This window comes from Streptomyces kebangsaanensis (genome assembly GCF_001906585.1).
Classification (GTDB): Bacteria; Actinomycetota; Actinomycetes; order Streptomycetales; family Streptomycetaceae; genus Streptomyces; species Streptomyces kebangsaanensis.
Genome location: NZ_JUJA01000080.1, coordinates 21681 through 40148, shown reverse-complemented (window position 1 = coordinate 40148; position 18468 = coordinate 21681). Strand labels below are relative to the sequence as shown.

Annotated in this window: 26 protein-coding genes and 1 pseudogene; all 27 read right to left on the bottom strand. The window is 71.0% G+C overall.

Features of this window, described 5'->3' with window-relative positions; all coding sequences use genetic code 11:
- Nucleotides 1–374: pseudogene (locus tag RH94_RS40705) on the bottom strand (hypothetical protein); the annotation flags it as partial.
- A gap of 73 nt (nucleotides 375–447) precedes the next feature.
- Nucleotides 448–1023, bottom strand: a complete 576-nt coding sequence (locus RH94_RS40700; RefSeq protein WP_158073043.1) for a hypothetical protein — start codon at nucleotides 1021–1023, stop codon at nucleotides 448–450.
- An 87-nt stretch (nucleotides 1024–1110) separates the two neighbouring features.
- Nucleotides 1111–1404 (bottom strand): hypothetical protein, encoded by a 294-nt coding sequence (locus tag RH94_RS12015; RefSeq protein ID WP_073947599.1) that lies wholly within the window; start codon nucleotides 1402–1404, stop codon nucleotides 1111–1113.
- 128 nt (nucleotides 1405–1532) lie between these two features.
- Complete coding sequence (locus tag RH94_RS12010) at nucleotides 1533–2630, bottom strand: PP2C family protein-serine/threonine phosphatase (RefSeq protein WP_073947598.1); 1098 nt, start codon at nucleotides 2628–2630, stop codon at nucleotides 1533–1535.
- Nucleotides 2631–2700: 70 nt separating this feature from the next.
- Entirely contained in the window at nucleotides 2701–3090 is a 390-nt protein-coding gene (locus RH94_RS12005) for a hypothetical protein (RefSeq protein ID WP_073947597.1), read from the bottom strand.
- Nucleotides 3091–3150: 60 nt separating this feature from the next.
- Nucleotides 3151–3525: a hypothetical protein gene (locus RH94_RS12000; RefSeq protein ID WP_073947596.1), complete on the bottom strand. Its 375-nt coding sequence runs from the start codon at nucleotides 3523–3525 to the stop codon at nucleotides 3151–3153.
- 82 nt (nucleotides 3526–3607) lie between these two features.
- A complete protein-coding gene (locus RH94_RS11995) occupies nucleotides 3608–3895 on the bottom strand; it encodes a hypothetical protein (RefSeq protein WP_073947595.1) in 288 nt (95 codons plus the stop codon).
- Nucleotides 3892–4863: a hypothetical protein gene (locus tag RH94_RS41305; RefSeq protein WP_199880930.1), complete on the bottom strand. Its 972-nt coding sequence runs from the start codon at nucleotides 4861–4863 to the stop codon at nucleotides 3892–3894. The genes RH94_RS11995 and RH94_RS41305 overlap by 4 nt, the downstream gene beginning before the upstream one ends.
- 34 nt (nucleotides 4864–4897) lie before the next feature.
- Nucleotides 4898–5434 carry a phosphoadenosine phosphosulfate reductase domain-containing protein gene (locus tag RH94_RS11990; RefSeq protein WP_199880929.1) on the bottom strand — a complete coding sequence of 179 codons (537 nt, stop codon included), beginning with the start codon at nucleotides 5432–5434 and terminating at the stop codon, nucleotides 4898–4900.
- Complete coding sequence (locus RH94_RS41300) at nucleotides 5371–5772, bottom strand: tRNA lysidine(34) synthetase (RefSeq protein ID WP_199880928.1); 402 nt, start codon at nucleotides 5770–5772, stop codon at nucleotides 5371–5373. Before RH94_RS41300 ends, RH94_RS11990 begins: the two co-directional genes overlap by 64 nt.
- 77 nt (nucleotides 5773–5849) lie before the next feature.
- Nucleotides 5850–6308, bottom strand: a complete 459-nt coding sequence (locus tag RH94_RS11985; protein WP_073947594.1) for a hypothetical protein — start codon at nucleotides 6306–6308, stop codon at nucleotides 5850–5852.
- Nucleotides 6309–6399: 91 nt separating this feature from the next.
- The gene (locus tag RH94_RS11980; RefSeq protein ID WP_073947593.1) at nucleotides 6400–6795 is read right to left on the bottom strand and encodes a hypothetical protein; all 396 of its coding nucleotides are present in this window, start codon (nucleotides 6793–6795) and stop codon (nucleotides 6400–6402) included.
- Nucleotides 6796–6820: 25 nt separating this feature from the next.
- Nucleotides 6821–7000: a hypothetical protein gene (locus RH94_RS11975; RefSeq protein ID WP_073947592.1), complete on the bottom strand. Its 180-nt coding sequence runs from the start codon at nucleotides 6998–7000 to the stop codon at nucleotides 6821–6823.
- Nucleotides 6997–7503, bottom strand: a complete 507-nt coding sequence (locus RH94_RS11970; protein WP_073947591.1) for a hypothetical protein — start codon at nucleotides 7501–7503, stop codon at nucleotides 6997–6999. Before RH94_RS11970 ends, RH94_RS11975 begins: the two co-directional genes overlap by 4 nt.
- A gap of 54 nt (nucleotides 7504–7557) precedes the next feature.
- On the bottom strand, nucleotides 7558–7995 hold the full coding sequence (locus tag RH94_RS11965) for a hypothetical protein (RefSeq protein ID WP_073947590.1): 438 nt from the start codon (nucleotides 7993–7995) through the stop codon (nucleotides 7558–7560).
- Complete coding sequence (locus RH94_RS11960; protein ID WP_073947589.1) at nucleotides 7992–10787, bottom strand: DNA cytosine methyltransferase; 2796 nt, start codon at nucleotides 10785–10787, stop codon at nucleotides 7992–7994. The genes RH94_RS11965 and RH94_RS11960 overlap by 4 nt, the downstream gene beginning before the upstream one ends.
- A gap of 67 nt (nucleotides 10788–10854) precedes the next feature.
- Nucleotides 10855–11514 carry a hypothetical protein gene (locus RH94_RS11955; protein ID WP_073947588.1) on the bottom strand — a complete coding sequence of 220 codons (660 nt, stop codon included), beginning with the start codon at nucleotides 11512–11514 and terminating at the stop codon, nucleotides 10855–10857.
- 264 nt (nucleotides 11515–11778) lie between these two features.
- Nucleotides 11779–12087, bottom strand: coding sequence for a hypothetical protein (locus tag RH94_RS11950; protein ID WP_073947587.1), 309 nt, complete (start codon nucleotides 12085–12087; stop codon nucleotides 11779–11781).
- A gap of 89 nt (nucleotides 12088–12176) precedes the next feature.
- On the bottom strand, nucleotides 12177–12362 hold the full coding sequence (locus RH94_RS39550) for a hypothetical protein (RefSeq protein WP_073947586.1): 186 nt from the start codon (nucleotides 12360–12362) through the stop codon (nucleotides 12177–12179).
- Nucleotides 12363–12416: 54 nt separating this feature from the next.
- On the bottom strand, nucleotides 12417–13340 hold the full coding sequence (locus RH94_RS40305) for a hypothetical protein (protein WP_073947585.1): 924 nt from the start codon (nucleotides 13338–13340) through the stop codon (nucleotides 12417–12419).
- A gap of 63 nt (nucleotides 13341–13403) precedes the next feature.
- Nucleotides 13404–14537: a PD-(D/E)XK nuclease family protein gene (locus RH94_RS11935; protein ID WP_234425709.1), complete on the bottom strand. Its 1134-nt coding sequence runs from the start codon at nucleotides 14535–14537 to the stop codon at nucleotides 13404–13406.
- Between the two features lie 42 nt (nucleotides 14538–14579).
- Nucleotides 14580–15773, bottom strand: coding sequence for an AAA family ATPase (locus tag RH94_RS11930; protein WP_073947584.1), 1194 nt, complete (start codon nucleotides 15771–15773; stop codon nucleotides 14580–14582).
- A gap of 66 nt (nucleotides 15774–15839) precedes the next feature.
- Nucleotides 15840–16154 (bottom strand): hypothetical protein, encoded by a 315-nt coding sequence (locus RH94_RS11925; protein ID WP_107428685.1) that lies wholly within the window; start codon nucleotides 16152–16154, stop codon nucleotides 15840–15842.
- A gap of 231 nt (nucleotides 16155–16385) precedes the next feature.
- A complete protein-coding gene (locus tag RH94_RS11920; protein WP_073947583.1) occupies nucleotides 16386–16949 on the bottom strand; it encodes a hypothetical protein in 564 nt (187 codons plus the stop codon).
- Nucleotides 16950–17090: 141 nt separating this feature from the next.
- Entirely contained in the window at nucleotides 17091–17336 is a 246-nt protein-coding gene (locus tag RH94_RS11915) for a hypothetical protein (RefSeq protein WP_234425708.1), read from the bottom strand.
- Nucleotides 17337–17338: 2 nt separating this feature from the next.
- Complete coding sequence (locus RH94_RS11910; RefSeq protein WP_073947582.1) at nucleotides 17339–17557, bottom strand: Acb2/Tad1 domain-containing protein; 219 nt, start codon at nucleotides 17555–17557, stop codon at nucleotides 17339–17341.
- Nucleotides 17558–17564: 7 nt separating this feature from the next.
- On the bottom strand, nucleotides 17565–18449 hold the full coding sequence (locus RH94_RS46325) for a glycoside hydrolase family 25 protein (protein ID WP_073947581.1): 885 nt from the start codon (nucleotides 18447–18449) through the stop codon (nucleotides 17565–17567).
- Nucleotides 18450–18468: the final 19 nt, after the last annotated feature.

Sequence of the window (18468 nt, the reverse complement as noted above, 5' to 3'; positions counted from 1 at the left end):
GCGGGGGCGGCCTCGTACCAGGTCCACTCGCAGCCGCCGATCGGGTGCAGGTCCTCGGCGTTCGGCTGGACGACCTCGGTGGCGTGCTCGGGCTGGTCGTCGTGGTACTGCCAGCGGACGTGCACGACGACCACGCGCGGCTCGCCGCGGTGCGTGCCGCCGTCGATGACGTGGATGGTGTCGAAGCTTTCGTGGCCGTACTCGTCGGCCAGCTCCTGCGTGCGGGCGGCGATCTGACGGACGGTGTCGAGGGTGAACTGGGGGACCAGCCAGCCGTTCCACCGGTGGGTGGGGTCGAGCTGGGCGTCGTAGGGGCCGAGCATGTCGTCGATGCAGACCCTCATGCGGGTCAGGCGGGCGCCGGTGTCGGGCACGGTGTTTCTCCTTCGTGGTGTGCAAGGGGCCGGGCCCCCGCAGTTGGGGGCCCGGCCCGTGATCGGGGAGGGGTCAGAGGTCGGAGGTGGCGGCGGCGAGCGCGTTGACGAGCAGCGCCACGGCCTCGTCGTTGCGGCCAGCCGCGGCCAGCGCGGCGTACTGGAAGAGGGTTGCCGCGCAGGTGAGCGTGAGCTGGTTGACGTACTGCTCGAACGTCAGCTCCCGCTGCCTCCAGGAGCGGTGCTGGTAGCCGGCGCGCAGGGCGGACGTGGCCAGGGCGTCGGCGTAGCGGATGGCCCGGCTGTTCAGGTTCAGGTCCTGCGCCGCGGTGGTCAGGGCGAGCGCGGCGAAGTCGATGACCTGGTCGACGGGCCGGGCGGTGGTGGTGCGGCGCTGGGCGCGGCAGGTGCGGGAGCGGACGGCGCGGATGCGTTCGATGTCGTACACCTGCCGGGCGGCGCGGCGGGCCTCGACACTGGTGGCGGCCTTCACCTCGTAGAAGGACAGGCAGTCCACCCACAGGCCGCTGCACAGCTCGGCGTGGGCGTCGGGGTCTTCGGGGGCGGCCTGGACGGCGAGGATGCGCATCGCGTGCGGTTCGTCGTTGAAGACGACGAACCAGCTTCGGCTGGGCTCGGTGTCGGTCATGCGGATCTCCAAGAGGTTCTTTCAGTCGAGTGGTGTGGCATATCTACGGACCGGGCGGCGGGCTGTCCGCCGCCCGGCCCGTGGGGGTCAGGCGCTGAGTTCGCCGACCAGCTCTTCGATGAGGAAGGCCACGGCGTACGTGCTGGGGCGCCTGAGCGCCTGATCGAGGAGCCGGTTGTAGAAGCAGTGGCAGACCAGCTGCGTGAACTGCCCCTTGGTCAGGCCGCACTCGGCGCCCCAGGCGATGTCCAGGGCGTTGTTGACGCGGCGCAGCGCGCTGCGGACCTGGGCGCCGTCGACGTCGTGACGCTCGACGGTCTCGAGGATGTTCAGCCCCGGGTAGGGGGGAAGGGGCATGGTGGTGTCGGGCGCGGTCGTCATGCTGTTCTCCTCCAGGGGTTGGATGTGGTCCGGAGGAGACCCAGGGAGCCCCCTCCATTCTCTTATTTTACGCTCAATGTCCGTTTGTGCCCGATTACGTGGGAAAATTTCTGCCCTGGGGGATTTTTTCAGGCGCCCGGCCGCGGGAACCGCACCACGAGCGCGGTCGCGTTGTCGCACGCCTCCTTGCGCCTACGGCCGATGGCCAGCGCCTCGGCGACCAGCGTGGCCGCGCTGTCCTTCGCGTCCAGCGCCAGCTCGGCAGCCATCTCCAGCAGGCCCGGCTCGTGCGTCTCCAGCGGGTGATACACCCCGTCCGAGCAGAGGATGAGCTGAGCGCAGATGTCCACATCGCACCGCGCGACGCCGACCACGCCGTCCTCCAGGGTGGCCGTGACCGAGTTGTGGTCCCACTGCCTGGGGGTGCGGCCGGCGTCCAGCAGCTCCTGCGCGTAGTTGTGGTCCTTCGTCAGCGGGTCGAGACCGGCGACGTAGGACAGCCGGTAGGCGCGGGCGTCGCCGGACCAGGCCAGGTGCAGCAGCGGGTCGCCCGGGTGATAAACGGCGACGACCGCGACCGCGCCCGGGTCGCTGTAGTGCCAGCGCCGCCCCCGCAGCCGCCGCACCCGGTCGATGATCCGGGCGCGGACCCGGATGATCGCCTCGGCCGGGTCGCCCAGGAGGGCGGCTTCGCGGGCCAGCTCGGGCGCCCACCGGCCGACGTGGGCCCGCACCTCCTCGTCGTCTCCGATGCCGTCCAGGACGACGAACGCCCACCGGCCGCTCGCCCGGTCCTGGCGTACGGCGTACGCGTCGCACTGCACCTTGCGGGTGCCGGTGGCCTGGGCGGCCGACACCTCGGGGGCGCTGGCGACGACGGCCGCCGCGCGCTGCAGGCGGGCCCAGTGCTCGACGAGCTCGGCGCTGGCGGCCGGGAGCGGCTGCAGCAGGCCGTCACCGCTCGGCGCCCCAGTGGCGACGACGGGGCCGCGCAGGTCCGGGCCGGGCCCGCCGGCGAGGTCCTGCCAGGTGCTGAGCGCGACACCGTTGCGGGAGCGCCGGTAGCCGGTCACGCCGGCGTGGACGGTCAGGTGGCGGCCGAGCCGCCAGGCGGTGACCGGGCCGTCCAGCTCGGCGGCGATGTCCGCCTGCTGGCGCTGGGGGTCGTCGGCCAGGTGGAAGTGCTCGATGTGGCCGTTGGGCTGTACATGGATGGCCGTGTTCACGGTTGTCCTTTCAGGTGCGCAGCGAGCAGGGCCGGGCCCCGTGACGGGTGCCCGGCCGCCGGTGGTCGTCTCAGGCGGAGGTGCTGTAGCGGTCCTTGAGGGCGGCCAGGATCTGCGGGAGGTGTTCGTGCAGCGGAGCGGGGATGTCGGTGTGACGGCGCGAGTCGTCCAGCGCGCCGAGCAGGACGGCCGGCCCGTACAGGCAGTACGACAGCTGCCGCATGCGGATCGTGTTGATCAGCGAGGTTGCGTACAGGTTCTCCGGCTTGGTGAGCGCACTGTCGCCGTCCAGGGCCACCGATATGCGGCGCGTGCCGTCGGCGCGGGAGTAGTGGGCGATCTCCACCCAGCCGTCGACGTGCTCGCGCAGCGCCTCCACCAGGCCCTTGCCGGCGGGCAGCTGCAGGTCGGTGAGGGTGCCGTCGACGTCGAGGCGGACGGCGTGAAGGGTTCTGCTCATGGCTGTTCTCCCAATCGGGTGGAAGGGGGGCCGCCGCAGTGGCGGCCCCCGGGGGCGGGTTTAGAACGGGCGCAGGACCAGGGCCAGTTCGGTGAGCATCTGGCGGCCGACGTACACCGCGTGCCCGACGGTGAACTCGTCGGCCGCGGCGCAGGCGGCCATCTCCACCACGCACTTCAGGAGCACCTCGGGCATGCAGCCGATCCACGTGCGGTAGTCCTGGCCGTAGGAGGCCGTGCGGTGGGTGGCGGCGAGCACCCGGTCGATGGTGATCACGGCCTCGCCGGCGGCGTCGGCGCGCAGGCCGAACCGCTCGGCGAGCAGGTGCTGCAGGTGCGAGCCGCCGACGACGATGTCGGCGAGACGGTCGGCCGTGTGACCGGTGGCGAGCGGGTACGGGGCGGCGAGCGGGTCGGTGTGGGTGGTGCTGTTCAAGGCTTCCTCCAAGAGGCCGTTGGGTGTGCGGGGGCGGGGCCGGCCGCCCACCTGGCAGGTGGGCGGCCGGTCTCGGGCGGGGTCAGAACCAGATGTCCTGGAAGGCGTCGAGCTGCTCCAGGGCGGCGGTGAACTCCTGCGAGCGGGTCAGGGTGAAGCCGGCCGTGTCGATCGGGCCGTGCTCGGGGTGAATGAGCTGGAACGTGATGTCCCGCTCGCCGGTCGCGTTCCCCATCTCGCAGGTGATCTTCAGGACGGCCGGGTCGTTGGCGTAGCGGACGTAGAGGCTGTTGCCGACGATGCGGACGGTGCTGTCCTCGGCCTCGCCGAGGTTGGCGGCGAACAGGGTCAGGATCTGCTTGGGCGTCACGGGCTCCTCCAAGAGGCCGTTGGCCGGGGCGGACGCCCCGAGAAGTCGTGGAAATGGTTGAGGGTTGTGGCACACCGCGACGAGCGGTCCGGCCGCCGGGCCGGACCGCTCACCGCGCTAGCAGCCGTACGACGCGCGGATCGCGTCGGCGGCGCGGGCGGCCAGCCACTTGCCGAACGGCGAGTTCTCGAACTCGCCCTCGACCGGCTCGCCTGTGCGGTTCTCGTTCGTGTTCTCGTTCGTGTTCTCCACGGCGTTCCTCCTTGATCGTGGGCCGGGGGACCCTTCCCTCCGCCCTTCTCTCTTATTCTACCCTCATGCGTGCGGGGGTCAAGATTTTTTCCGTGTTTTCGCAGGTCAGGGGCTTGCAGGCGGGGGGTGCGCTCGGGCCACGGCACCGTATCCAGGGCCCGGCGGTGCGTGTCCGGCACCACCGCCAGCGGCCAGCCCGCCCAGTGCAGGCCCATCGCGGCGAGGATGAACGCGCCCGCCTTGCCGTAGCGGCCCGGCCCCTCGCACAGGAGGCCGTACCGCTCGGCGACCGCATCGCGCACCATGCCCTTGGCGATGCGGGCCCGCCTGTCCCGCGGATACTCCTCGGCCGGGTCGGCGCTGCCGGTGGCGTAGACGCTCCGCGCGTGCGGGTCGACCACCGCGTAGGGGATGCGCCGCTCCCACAGATCGTGGGTGAGGATCCACCACAGGCCCGCCTCGTGATGCCCGGCCTGCCCGACCCGCCCGTACGCCGCGCCCTCGATGACCACCAGGTCGGCCGCGCGGGTGCGCTGCCGGATCTCCTCGCGCAGCCACCGCAGCCGGTGGTGCCCACGGCCCGTGCAGCGCAGGGCATCGGCCCAGCCGTCACCGGCGATGCCCGTGCACGCCAGCGACGGGCTGATGCCGATCACCAGCGGCGGCGCGAGGGCCTGTGCGGCCGGCGGGACAGACTCCAAGATGAGACTGCTCAACGAAGCCTCCTCGAGGGACGCGGAACAACAGGGGTCAGGCGGCCAGTGCCATGCGCAGCGCCGAGCCGTCGGCGACGAGCGGCAGCGGCCCCAGCTCGCGGGCGCGGGCGACGATGGCAGCTATGGACAGGCCGTCCTTAAAGGTGTGGCCGAGCTGCTGTTCCAGGGCCAGGTACCGCTCGGCGAGCGCCGGGCGCAGGCGGGCGGCCGTCACCAGGCTGTCTTCGTCGGCGAGCACGCAGAAGCTACAGGACAGGCGCTTCATGCCTGAGTCGTACGCCGGGTGGTAGGGGGTTCCGGCGTCCGCAATGGCCTGCCACACGTCCCGGTCGGACCAGCGCAGAATCGGCAGCCAGGTGGTGATGGTGCGCCGCCCGCTGGAGGCGGCCTCATCGGTGGTGACGTCCACGCGGCGGGCGCGGGCGGCTGACTCCGCCGCGCGCAGGCCGAGGCAGTTGACGACGCGGGCGGGCCGCTCAAGGCCGAGCTGCGCGACGAGTTCGGTGATCAGGACACGGACCGGGCCCCGTTTTTGATCACTGTGCAGTAGCGGGCCCCCGCCGAAGGCCAAGCGGGCGTGGTGGTGTCGCCCCTGGCGCGCAGCTTGCGGTGCCGCTCGGTGATCTGCGTGAGCAGATCCCCTTGGGTGCGCCTGCGTACGTGGAAGGGCAGGCCGTAGTGGCGGGCCTGGGCGGCGGCCAGCTCGACCGTGCCCGGCCATTCGACATCGCCGAGGTCGCAGTGTACGACCTGCACGCGGTCCATCACGCTGGCGACGTCGGCGAGTTGGACGAGGTGATGAAGCATGGCCTGGCTGTCCTTGCCTGCGGATGAGTTCGCCAGGATGAGATCGGCACGTGCGAGGTCGGGTGTGGGGGGCGGTGGCGGCTCGAACAGGGCTGTCTGCACGAAGGTGTTTCCTTCCTGGTTGGTGGGGGCCGCGCCCGCGGGGTGCGGTCACCGCGGGCGCGGCCCGGATCGGGGGGCTAGTGCGGGTGCGGGGCGGGCTTCTCGCGGTCGGCGGCCAGATCCTCGGCGGCGGCGCGGGCCAGGTGGGCGGTGAGGCCGACGAGCGCGCACACGGAGCGCGCATAGTCCTTGCCGCTGGCGCGGATTGCTGCGATGTAGAGGGCCTGGCAGGTCGGCAGGTCGCCGTTGAGCCAAGCGGTGACGAACCGCAGGGCGAAGGTGTGCGCCGGATGCGTGGGGCCGCCTGCCGGGTCGGGTGCGGCCAGCGCCCACAGGCCCTCCTGGGTGGGCTGGCCGAACAGCTGGACGAGCACCTGCTCGGCGACGTTGGCGAAGCCGCAGCACACGTTGAACATCTGCTGGCCGGTGCTGTTCGCGGCGACCTCGACCAACAGCCGCGCGCCCTCGTCGGCGTCACCGGCGATGGCGCGGTTGAGGACGTTCATGACCAGCTCGGCTCGGCGGGCGGTGTCCACGGTGGGGTACTCCTTGCAGTAGGTGTGTGGTGGGAGCCGCGCCCGCGGGTAGTGGTCACCGCGGGCGCGGCCCGGTTCGGGGGGGCGGGGGTCAGGGGGTGAGCAGGGCGAGGCTGTCGGCCCATGCGCGGCCGCCGGCCGCCCACGCCATCGCGTGCAGGGCGAGCCGCCGGTTCGGCTCGTCCAGCGAGCTGAGGTTGGCCAGGGACAGGACGTGACGTCCGGTCAGCACGCAGGCCAGGCGTAGGACCTGCCACTCCGAGACAGTTCCGATCAGCGGGCCGTCGCCGGAGGACAGGCAGGCGGAGGCGACGTGCCGCCAGGCGATGCGGGAGGAGCCGTTGCCGTCGTCGATGATCAGGCGGGTGCGCTGCAGCTCGGGCAGCCAGTGGCCGTGCGTGGCCAGCAGCCACACGGCGGCCTCTTCCTGCCAGGAGCCTGCGGCGCGCTCGCCGAGGCGGGCGGCGAGGACGGTGATGTCGTTCACGGGTTTCTCCAAGAGGTGTGGTCGGTCAGGTGCGGGGTTTGGGCAGGTGGCCGACGTGCCAGCCGTGGCAGGCACGGTTGCGGCACTGGTAGGCGGTCAGGCGCACCCCGCCTTTGGCGATGAGCCGCTGGCGGTGGTCCTCGGCCTGCTCCCAGGTGTCGTGGCGGCGCTTGCCGGTGCAGGCGCGGCCCTTGGTGCGGATCACCGCGCGGCCGCCGGGGCGGGTGCGGTGCTCGCGCAGTCGGCGCAGCGCAGGTTCGGCCGCGTCCAGCGGGCGGAGTCGGCGACGCCGACGATCAGGGCGCCGCAGACGGCCGCCATGTCCCGGCTGTAGTCCCGCTTGTGGACGTCGGTGGAGGTGTTGGTGCGCCACACCCACTCGCCGCGCAGGCTCACGCAGGTGACCTCGACGGGGGCGTGGCCCACGCGGCCGGTGATGGTGTGGGACAGCTCGCCGGGCCGGCTGGTGGGCCGCGGCTTGCCGAACTCGGTGGCGTCGATGGCCTTGGCCCACTGCGCGAAGACGTCGTCTTCGGGGTGGTACAGGAAGATCCGCAGTCCGAGCGGGTCGTTGCCGGTGGCGACGCCGATGTGGTCGACCTCAATGCTGTCGGCGGCCAGGCCGGGGTGCAGACTGGCCAGGAGCGCGCCGGCGATCATCGGCTGCAGGCTCTGGCGCAGCGGGCGCGGTGTGCTGGGGTGGGGCACTGGTTCTCTCCCATCGGGGTGTCGGTGCCCCGCGCGGGCGGGCGGGGCGGGCGGTCAGGTCGTGGCGAAGTCGAGCTGCAGTTGCTGGGGCTGCCTGGCCTTCGCCGCTTTGCGGCGCGCGGACATCTCGCGTTCGGCCTGGGCGCAGGACGGGCAGACGCGTTCGCCGTGGCGGCGGTGGTCCTTGGCTCCGGCCTCGGTGCCGCAGGAGGCGCGCAGCTTCGGCTCGGTCAGCTCGTCCTCGAACACGTCGTCGAGGGCGTCGACGACTTCGCCGTTGCACCACAGGCGTCCGCCGGCGACGCCGTCGAAGCGGGCCTGGGCGGGTTTGACGGTGGCGATGCACACGGCGTGGAACGGGCACGGCCCGCACACGGCGAGCTGGGGCCCGCACAGCCGTTTGAGGTCGGCTGTGGTGCTCCAGTCGTCCTCGCTGGGCGTGAACCCGTCCCGGCCGCGGCAGGGCGCGTCAAGGGTCCAGTCGCGGCTCACAGGGCTGCCTTGATGCGCTCGCCGATGTGCCGGGCCACGTTGACGCTCACCGCGTTACCGGCCTGCATGGTCTGCTCGGCCTGGGTGCCCAGCACGATGTAGCGGTCAGGGAACCGCTGCGCTCCCAGCTGCTCGCGGGGCTTGAGCATCCGGAAGTAGCAGTCCTCCACGGCGGGCGCGGACCTGAGCAGGCCGGCCGAGTCGCGGGTGGACAGCGTGTGCACGGGCTCGCCGGCCGTCTTCACGGCGGCCTTGCGGTAGGGGATCACCAGGGCGTTGCGCAGCTCGGCGGGGACGGGGCCGCCGGGGACGACCAGGCCGTGATGGTTGCCCTGCGCGGTGACGGCGGTGACCGGCTCGGTGGCCAGGGCCGGGTTGGCGTTCTGCCGGTAGGTGATCACGAACGGTTCGGGATCGACGGTGACCAGGGCCTCGCTCTCGCGCGTCAGCCGGGTGCGCATCGGCTCGGCCACGTCGCTGCAGGCGGTGTTCCAGCTGCCGCCGGTCGGTACGAGCAGCGCGTCGCCCTGCTTGATGGTGCGGGTCGAGAACGGCCGCTCGGCGACCGCGTAGGCGCGGTCGGTGCCGTCCTTGCCGTGGTTGAGGGTGATCGAGGAGGGGGTGTGGGGGAACTTGGCCAGGCCCGCGCGGATGCGGTCCATGGTGGTGGACGCCAGCGGCTTCTTGCGGTCGCCGATGCGCTGGCCGAGGTCGCCCCAGTTGATGACGGAGGCGGCCGGGCGCACGTACGGCTCGACCTCGGCGTTGCGGCAGCGCCGGTTGGGGCAGCGGTAGCTGTAGTCGCGGCCGTACTTGCCGATGCGGACCCGCGGGTCGAACCACGCCTTCTTCGCGGCGACGTCCTTGCCGCACTCGAAGCAGAACGCCAGCGGGCGCGGCTCCAGGTCCGGCTTGGGCATGCCCTTGAGGCGGAACGCGAGGTAAATCCGGTCGCGCCACTGCGGGGCGCGCTCGTTGTCGTCGTCGCCGACGTGCGCGGAGGACACGCACAGGATCTGCGGCTGCTCATAGCCGAGCTCCGTCATCGCCTTCACCCAGGTCTTGAACAGCACCCAGCACAGGGCGAACTCGACGACGTTCTCGATGACGACGTACGGGAACCGCTTGGCCTCACACGCCCGCACCACGCACCAGGCGGTCGCCCGGGTCCGCTCGAACGCCTCCGGGGTCAGCGCCTTCCACTCCTCAGCCTCGTCGCCATCGAGCTGGTCGAGGACCTGGAACAGGTCGAGCTGATCGGTGGGGTGAACGCGGCCACCGGCCGGGGACACCTCAGTGCAGTTGTGGACGACGATGCCGTCAGCGATGTACGACTCGTCGTCGGCCACCGCCAGGTTGTAGACCGTCGTGGACTCCTGCGCGGGGCTGACCTTCTTCACAGGAGTCCACAGGTGCAGTTCGTCGGTCATGTGCTTGGCGTGGGCCGGGGACGGGTCCACGGTCCACGTAACCGTCCACACGGGCCGCATGGTGATCTGGCGGCCCTCGATGACGCCGCTGGTGCGCTTGTCGCTGAGGTACAAGGTGGCGACGTGGCCGAGGGATACCGCGAGCAGCCGGATCCCGATGGCGAGCTGCTTGGACACAGTGCTGCAGCGGACCGTCAGACCGGCGCTGCGGTGGAGGTTGCCGTCGGCGGACACGTAGCCGTCGAGCAGGGCACGCCGCCACTGCTCGGGCATCGTCAGCGCCCACGCGGGCAGCTTCTTGCCGTCAGCGTGGCGGCCGAAGTTGTCCTCCAGCCACTGCGCGAGACCCTGGTGGGCGGTGATGAACACGGCCGTCGTCGGGCTCTTGGAGCGGGTCCAGCGCAGCTCTCCGCCCTTCGCCCTCGACCCGGTCGGCGGGGCGATGGCATCCAAAGCGGCACCGAGTTCTTCGGCCTCGTGGCGGCCGCAGCAGATGAACACCCTGTGGTCGCTGCTGGACTTGCGGGGCCTTCTTCCGGCGCGCTTGCAGGTGTCGGAGCAGTACGGCGAGACCCGTCCGGTGGTGGAGTTGCCGTTGGGGCGGGCCGATTCGCCGCAGGTCACGCACGGCGATCCTGCGGGCTGCGACCGCAGCCGGGGCTGCTTGGGCAGGCGGTCCGGTTCGCGGTTGATGCGGGTCAGGAACCCGTCGCCGAGCCAGCGGCCGACCATCCACCAAAACCGTTCGGTGAACTCTGCGCCTCGTCCGGGCACGGCCGGTATGGGCAGCGGCTCACCGAACGTGCGGGGCGTGGCCCAGTGCTGCCCGGCCAGTTCGGCGGCGGGCACCCACTGCGGCTCCTCGTACTGGCGCCGGGAGTCGCGGATCTCGTTGTTCCATACGCGGGCGCTGCGACGGGCGTAGAAGGGGTGCTCGGCGGTGGTTTCCAGGCCGGGGTGGCCGTGGCCCTTGACCCTCACGGTGGGGCCGGTGTTCACCATCGTCTTGGTGACGGGCTTCCACTGGCCGGTGTGGGTGAGGACCCGGTCGCCGACCTTCACGTCCTCGATGGGCTTGAGGCCCTGGTCGGTGAGGATCTGCGTCCCGGCCGGAAAGCAAATGATGCTGGCCCATAGAAGGAGGGCGGGGGGCAGGAACCGCATCGGGTAGCCGGTGACGTCGGCGACCAGGTGCTCGCAGTCGGGGTGGTTGGCGGCGTGGCTGTCGATGGCGGTCCGCCAGTGGTTCATGGCGAGTCTGCCGGTCCATCCGGCCTCCTTCAGGCCGGAGGTAGAGCCGCCGGCCCCGGCGAGCAGGTCGTTGAACGTCAGCTCCAGGTCGCGGGGAAGGGTTGCAAGCAAGGTGTTCTCCAAGAGATGGCCGCCCGGCCCCGCGCGGTGCGGGGCCGGGCCGGTCGGGCGAGGGTGGTCAGACGAGGGGCAGGCGGGAGACGAAGACGACCTGTACGGCGCCAGCGCGCCGCCAGACCGTCAGCGGCCGGTCGTCGCCGCCCTGTTCGTGGACCAGGTCCCAGCCGCTCTCCTGAAGGAGGTGGGTCTGCCAGCCGTACTCCTTGACCGTCTGCGCCTGGCTGTCGAAGGGGCCGCACAGGTGGCCGGACTTTGTGGCGTGCTGGGCGTCGACGCCGGTGAAGCTGACGGCGAACCGCTGGGCGGTGGCCAGCAGGGCCTTGCCGAGCCTGTCGCCGGCCTGGCGGGTGTCCGGGTCGGGCAGCGTGCCCAGGTACAGGGCGGTCGCGGCGAGCATCGAGATGATGTCGGCGCCGTGCTGGGCGTGCTCGCCGCCCTCGCTGGAGTTGTAGGCCAGGCCGTCGTAGTTCGGGTTGTCGTCGTGGCCGCGGGTGATGATCCAGCCGGTGACGTCCTGCAGGCGGTCGGGCAGGCAGTCGTTGCCGCAGCCGATGGCCAGGTGCGTGCCGTCGGGCAGGTTGGCGTAGATGACGGTCTGTCCGCCGCAGGTGTCGACGTCGCAGACGAGACCGGCCGCGCGCAGCGGCGTGGTGACGGGCTCGTACTGCCGCCACAGGGCCTGCCACTCGGGGCGGTCGACGCGGCGGTGGTCAGGCATGGGTGCGAGGTTCAACGTGATCTCCAAGAGCTGTGGCGCCACAGTACAGAGTTGTGGCACATCTGGAAACGGGCGGCGGGGGTTTCCGCCGCCCGTTCGTGCTTGCGGTCAGGAACCGGTCTTGCGGGGGATGGGCTGCGTGCAGCGGATGACGTCGATGCACTGGGGCCTGCCGTCCCAGTACCGGATCTTGTCGGCCGGTCTGGGGTGCTGGCATCAGGTGCATACGATGCTCTCGCACCGGCTGGCTGCGGGCATCGAAGGTCAGGCCGAGTGAGCCGGCTTGGCCGCCAGGGGGAAGCCGAGCTCGGCGGCGATCTGCTCGGCGAGCTCGGCACTGGCCGTGAAGCGACCGCCGTGGTGCTCGCGGGCGGGGATCTTCAGGCCGTGGAACTCGCCGTGCGCCTCGGTGATGGCGACCGGCCAGGCCGCGTCGAGGAAGCCCACGACGCGCTCGGACTCGACGACCAGGACGTCGCCGTCGCGGATGTCGTCGCGGCACTGGGTCGCGTCGTAGCCCTCCGCCGTGTCGGCGAAGCGGTGAGCGGCCGGGGCGGTGATCGGGTTGCTCATGTTGCCTCCAAGGGGTCGTCGGTCGAACGGTGTGGCACATCCGAAGGCGGGCGGCGGCGTCGACCGCCGCCCGCACCGAGGGTTCGCTGTCAGAGCCCCAGCTCGTCGAGCGCCAGCAGCTCCTCCACGCCGCGCAGGCAACCGCACTCCTCGAGCTGGGGCGCCTTGCTGGCTCCCTCCTTCGGAGCGCGGCACCGGTCGTCGGGGTGAACGTTGTGGTTGCAGCCGACGCGCTTGCCGGCAGCCCTGCGTGCGAGTGTTTCCATGGGGCTCATGGGCCCTCCTCTCCCTCCAGCTATCCTCTCATTCTACCCTCACGCAGCTAGGGGTCAAGGATTTTTTTCGGGCGGCGGAGCACTGCCCTGCGCCTCACGGGCCTTCTCCCGGCCCTGGCGGGCCGCCTGACGGGCCGCCAGCCGGGCCGCCTCCACATCCTCCGGCCGCTCCTGCGCGACCCGCCGTGCCCGCGCCAGATCCTCCTGATAGCCGCGCAGCCACTGCTGCTGCGCCTGCCGGTCACTCTCCGCCCGATCCTTCTCGGCAGCCGCGCGAGCGGCTCGCAGGTTCGTGCCGCAGGCACGGCAACTCGCAGCCGGGGCAGGGTGTCTTGGGCAGCCACGGCCGGGCTCCCCCGCGGCGTCAGCCGTGGGGGTAGGGGGGAAAGGAAGAGAAGAGGAAGAAGAAGGAAGAGAAGGGGTTTCACCGGTGAAACCCTTAGGGTTCCACTCGTGAAACCCAGAGGGTTTCACCGATGAAACCCTGCCCTCGTCCTCGTCAGGGTTCCACCGGTGAAACCCTGCTTCCTCTGGTTCCTTCACGCCCTCGCCGGCCGCGAGTGCACGCGCGTCGATGTCCTCGTGCGTCATCGCGGGCCTCGCCGGCGCCGAACGCGCAACGTTGCGGACCTTGCGCGGGTTCTTCGGGGCCGCGTCAGCTGCCTTGAAACGGGCGTCCAGATCGTCGTTGGACGGGATCTGGGGCACCCCCAGGGGGAACACCCGGTAGACGGTTCTGCGGCCCTGCTTGCCGACCTCCACGCGCTCGATGAGGCCCTTGGCGACCAGCTCGGTGACGATGGTCATGCACCGCTTCTCGGTGACGCCGACCCACGCCCGCAGCCTGCGGATACCCGGCTTGGACAGGCGCGTCTCGTCGTCGGCCGAGTCGCAGATCTTCATCAGAGCCAGCTTCTGACCCTGGGTCACCACATCGTCGGGCAGGTACGCGGCGATGACCATCAGGTGTATGGACAACGGGATTTCCCTCCACGGGCAGTCCGCCGCCCGCCCCGGACGGGGCGGGCGGCGGCAGTCCGATCAGGCCTTGAAGGGCCGCACGATGATGGTCCGGGGCGTGGTCTGGGAGGACTTGTGCTCAGGGACGGCCAGGCCCGCCGCCTTGAGGTTGTCCACCATCCGCTTCTCGTCGGGCACCATCGGCACCGGAATGTCCGCCTCCTCGTGCAGGTCGACCATCGCCTCCACGTCGAGGTCCCACTTGGGGTTGCCGCCGCCCCACGCCAGCTCGTTGCGGCCGTACGCGCCCGCCGGGGAGGTGTCGAGCTTCTTGCGGGCCAGCGCCTTGAGCTTCTTGCCCTGGGTCTCCAGCTCGTGTCCGCGCACGTAGTCGGCGAGGGCCTGGGCGCGGTCGGCGTCGTCGTGGATGAGGACCGTCTGCACCGGGGTGCCGGGCCGCTCGGGCAGGCCCCAGCAGGCCGTCATGTACGGGCAGTGGTCACAGATCGCGTCCAGGCCCGGCCCGTCGAAGTCGCGCCGCGCCTCCTCCGGGCTGTTCAGCTCGCGGACGCGCTGCACCCACCAGCGGGCGCGGGTGGCCTCCATCGGGTCGAAGTCGAACTCCTGGACGTGCTCCTCGCCGTTGTCGCGGTTGACGAACCGGAACCGGATCCGCGCCACGTCGAGGGGGCCGAGCTTGGCCAGGTACCGCTGGCCGCGCACGTTCTGGAAGCCGGTCGTGCGCAGCAGGTCGGCGTACAAGTACACCTGCCTCAGCTCGGCCTCGGTGGCCCCGTAGCGGCGCACCTTGTCCCACAGAAACGTCGTCTTGGTCTTGACGTCCTCCACCGTCACCCCGCCGGCGGCCGGGACCTTGGGCCGGTGCCGGGCGGGGACGCGGGCCGAAGTCTCCTCGTCCAGCTGCACGGCGTCGATGTGGCCCTTGATCGTGTCGTCGGCGACGGCACGCTCTACCAGCCAGCCGTACTCGGTGCGCGCGGCACCGAGCAGGCCCTCGTGGATGTACGTGCCGAGGATCGCGGCCCGCTTGTCGGTCTCGTCGGTCGGGGCGGTCCCAGCGAGGATGTAGGCGGCGCGGCGCTCGCACACCGTGTCCGACGCGCCGAGCTGGCGCTGCAGGGAACGCGGCCGTCTGGCGTCGACGTCGTGCGCGGCCACCCACAGGGACGGCACCGCGTCCACAGAGGTTTCCACAGGCTGAGCGGTCATCATCTGCTCCAAAGGAATGGGGGCGGGTCAGCTACGGGCGGCGGCGGTGCGCTTGGAGGCGGCCTTCTTGGCGGGGGCTCGCTTGGCGGTGCGCTTGGCGGGCTCCGCCTTGCGGACGGGCCGCCGGTCCGGGTCGGGCTCGTCGTCGGGCTCGTTGCCCTCCTCCTCGGCCCTGCGCTCGACGGCGGCCCGCAGCTTGTCGGCGTCGCCGGCCGGGCCCTGGCCCATCTCGGTGGGCGGGTTCTCCAGCTCGGTGACCTTCCGCTCGATCGCGGCGCGGATGGAGACGATCTCGGCGCGGGTCAGGCCGGTATCGTCGTCGGCCGCCTCCCACCACAGCTCGCGCAGCCGCTCGACGTCCCGCAGGTCCTCCACCTCGTGGTCGTCGAGCCAGCCCTGCACCCGGTCGCCGACCAGGGCGGGCATCTGGCGGGGCTGTGAGGCCAGCGAGCAGCCGAGCCGGTTGAAGACCAGGTCCTCGACGGTGAAGTCCGGCAGGGTCAGCGGCTTGCCGTCCTCGACGCGCAGCTGCAGCGAGCGGGCCTTGATGACCTGCGGGGCGCGGCCCCGGCGCATCCGCACCCACACCGAGCAGTCGAACGCCAGGTCCTTCTGCGCCTGGACCTTCCACTCGCGCAGGACACGGCCGCGGTTGTCGGTGACGGGCTTGCCGTTGTCGTCGATGGCGGTGATCTGCTTGCCGCGGGCAGTGATGATGGCGATGCCGGGGAACGTCTGCAGCAGGTGAATGACGTCCACCCACCGCTCGGTGGCGTCGTTCCACAGGTTCATGCCGACTTCGATCGCGGAGTCCGGGTCGTCCTGCAGCCGCTGCGCGTTGCTCCTGCCGCGCCGGGCCCGCTCGTTGGTCCAGGTCTTGAGCATCCGCCACAGCGCGGTCCCGGAGTCGATGGACAGCACCACCGGCTTTTCGCCGGCGAGAGCGGCGCGGCGGGCCTCGGTGTGGACGGCGCGGATCTGCTCAAGGATGTCCCGGTAGGTTCCGTCGTGGTCGATGATCAGGTAGTCGGCGCCGGGGATCGCCGCGTACTCATCGGCGCTGCCCTCCGCCAGGTCGATCCAGTACATCTGGCCGATCAGGTCGGAGGCGGAGAACTCGGCGGCGCTGAAGGTCTTGCCCGCGCCCTCGTCTCCTTCGATGAGGATGAGGGGCCAGGGCACGATGCCGGTCGGCTTGCGGGTTTTCAGCTTGATGTCCATCTGGGCTGCTCCAAGGGGTCGTTGGTGTCATGCGGTGCGCAGGGCCCTGGTCTCGAACAGCCGCGCTCATTCGGGGCGGCGCTCGATCAGAAACCGCACGTACCGGCTGCGGTAGCTGTTGTTCAGCCGGAACGCGTCGCCGTGGGTGGCCTCGCCGTAGCGCCGGCGCAGGAGCTCGAAGAGCATCCCGACGCCGACGCTGCGGAAGCCCTTGGCGACGCAGTCGGCGGCCAGTTGCTCCAGGTGCCGCAGCACCCACGGGTTGAGGGCGTGGAACGCCTCGAACCGCTCCTGGATGGACTGGCCGGGGTCGATGACGGGCTGCTGGACGCGCTGGATGTCGTCCAGGTCGGGCAGTTGCTCCTGCTGGTGGATGGGCACAAGACCCCCGGAAGTGTGGACACCGTACGAATGGTGTGGCACATCTTTCAGGAAGGGTCTGACGTGATCAACCAGCGCGGTACCCGTAAACCCGCGCCCGGCGGTCGGCGACCGGGCGGCAGCCCTCACAGCGCGCATCGTTCCCTCCAAAGGCAAAGAGCACCGGCCCACTCCGGGCCGGTGCTCTTATTCTACCCACCTTTGGGTTTGGTGTCACCCTGTTTGTGCAGGTCAGACGGCCTTTGCTGCGGCTGGTCCCCGGGGGACGATGACGGAGCCGGGGCCGGTGTAGCGGCGCTGCCGCAGCGCCGCCTCGACCTGCGGCACGATCGCCCACATCACGGTGCGGGACTTCTCCCTAAGAGCCGGCGCGGCCTCGATGAGCGTGTCCAGCAGCCACAGCGGCGAGCCGGACAGCTTGTAGTCCGCCGGCGCGAAGCGGCCCTGGCGCACCACCGCAGACAGGTTCTGCTGAGTGGACATCCCGAACAGGGCCGTCGCCTCCTGCAGGCCCACCAGGGGCGGCACCTCGTCCTTGCTGCGCGCCCACACTCCAGGCTCCTGCGAGGCCACCAGCTGCTGCAGGGCGCGCTCGTCCAGCTCCTTGGGCCGCGGCGTCATCTGCCCGAACCCCCGCACGAACGACAGCAGCCAGTACGGCGACCCGGACACGATCACCGCATGCTCATAGTCCAGAACACCGCGGTTCACCCACTGCGTGACCACCTTCCCCTGCACCCCGTACAGGGCGGCGAACTCCTGCCTGCCGGCCAGGAACGGCTTCCTCGCCACCACACGGCCCCCTTCACGTCTCTGTAGTTAGATTCTAACTGGCGCGGCCGGGGGTGCCGGTGTCCGGCACTGCTACGCTGGAGCCCTCCAAGAGGTCGAGGCCCCCGCTGGGAAGCGGGGGCCTTGGTCATGTCCGGGGCCGGATCAGTCTTGCGGGCTCTTGTACTCGGGCGGCGCCGCCCAGCCCAGCAGCCACCCGAAGCGGCGGCTGAGGTGCATCTCCGCCAGACGGAACACCGCGTAGTAGGCGATGGCGAACCCGGCCGTCATCAGCGACACCAGCTTCGGCCCGTCCAGGGCCACGCCCAGGCGCAGAGCCTGCGTGATCAGCCACCCGGCGACGACCGGCCCGAACGTCCGCACCAGTGACAGCAGAAACGGGTACAGCACTCTCACTCCTTGGGTTGGCGGGCGATCGCAGCGTTCGCCCAGAACATGACTTCCTCGAGGCGGAACATCGCCGACTGCTTCTCCGCGCCGGCGGGCAGCTCGTTGTGCAGCATCAGCGCCAGCTCCAGGCACGCGGAGCGGATGTCCTCGTGGGCTTGGCGGCGCTCGTCGGTGTCGGCCGGATGGAACGTGAACCGGCGGATGACGTCAGCAGCGTCCACTACGGCCTCACTTGCGGCCGTAGGCGAGGGTGAACAGGAACGCCCAGCCGCGCGGCCCGATCGCGGGGTCGTAGCTCACGCCCTTGGAGCGGTACTGCGGGTGCGCGTTGTGGAAGCGGCCCACACCGCCCTGCGTGCGCGGCCCGTACGTGTCCGACAGGTCCGCGTCGCTGATCTGCAGGAACCCCGCCGCGCGCAGCGCCTTCTGCAGCGACTTCGCCGACGGCTTCGACTTGCCCGGCGCCAGACCGGCCGGGAACGGCGGCGGCGTGTACGGGCCCGGCTTCGGTGCGGGCGGTGTCGGCCTCGGCGCCGGTCGCTCCTTCTCCGGCTCGGGCGCGCCCGCCCAGTCCTTCCACGCCTGCACCGTGGCGAAGTTGACCACGTTGACGTCGGTGTTGTTCCGGATGCCGTACTGGTGGATCAGCCACGGGTGCTGCACGCGCGGCTTGCCCGCCGCGGCGCCCGGGTCGGCGATCCACAGGCCGTCACCGCACTGCGAGGTGGTGTCGTGCCGCTTCCAGTAGTCCAGGTTGCAGTACAGGATGACCCGCAGCTTGGGCCGCAGTTTCTTCACCGCGGCGAGGAACGCGTCCTTCTCCGCGCACGTTGCCGCGGTGCGCGAGGTCGTCGTCTCCCAGTCGCACGCCAGGACGTCGCCGGGCTTGGGGTCCGCGCACTTGATGAACCACTCGGCCTGCGCCTGGATGTTGCCCGGCCACAGGAAGTGGTACCAGGCCATCTGCTTGCCCGCCCCCCTCACGGCCTTTTCCTGGTCGCGCCGCAGCGGGTTGGCGTAGGTGCGGCCCTCGGACGCCTTGACGATGACGAGGTCCACACCGTCCAGCTTCGGATGCGGCTGCAGACTGCTGATGTCGATGGCGTTGAGCATCGGTCTTCCTTTCGGCCCC

What these genes read in the sequence shown, in the direction of transcription:
- RH94_RS40700 (WP_158073043.1), bottom strand. Translation starts at nt 1,023, where the DNA reads ATGACCGACACCGAGCCCAGCCGAAGCTGGTTCGTCGTCTTCAACGAC.
- RH94_RS12015 (WP_073947599.1), bottom strand. Translation starts at nt 1,404, where the DNA reads ATGACGACCGCGCCCGACACCACCATGCCCCTTCCCCCCTACCCGGGG.
- RH94_RS12005 (WP_073947597.1), bottom strand. Translation starts at nt 3,090, where the DNA reads ATGAGCAGAACCCTTCACGCCGTCCGCCTCGACGTCGACGGCACCCTC.
- RH94_RS11955 (WP_073947588.1), bottom strand. Translation starts at nt 11,514, where the DNA reads ATGCCTGACCACCGCCGCGTCGACCGCCCCGAGTGGCAGGCCCTGTGG.
- RH94_RS11950 (WP_073947587.1), bottom strand. Translation starts at nt 12,087, where the DNA reads ATGAGCAACCCGATCACCGCCCCGGCCGCTCACCGCTTCGCCGACACG.
- RH94_RS39550 (WP_073947586.1), bottom strand. Translation starts at nt 12,362, where the DNA reads ATGAGCCCCATGGAAACACTCGCACGCAGGGCTGCCGGCAAGCGCGTC.
- RH94_RS11930 (WP_073947584.1), bottom strand. Translation starts at nt 15,773, where the DNA reads ATGGACATCAAGCTGAAAACCCGCAAGCCGACCGGCATCGTGCCCTGG.
- RH94_RS46325 (WP_073947581.1), bottom strand. Translation starts at nt 18,449, where the DNA reads ATGCTCAACGCCATCGACATCAGCAGTCTGCAGCCGCATCCGAAGCTG.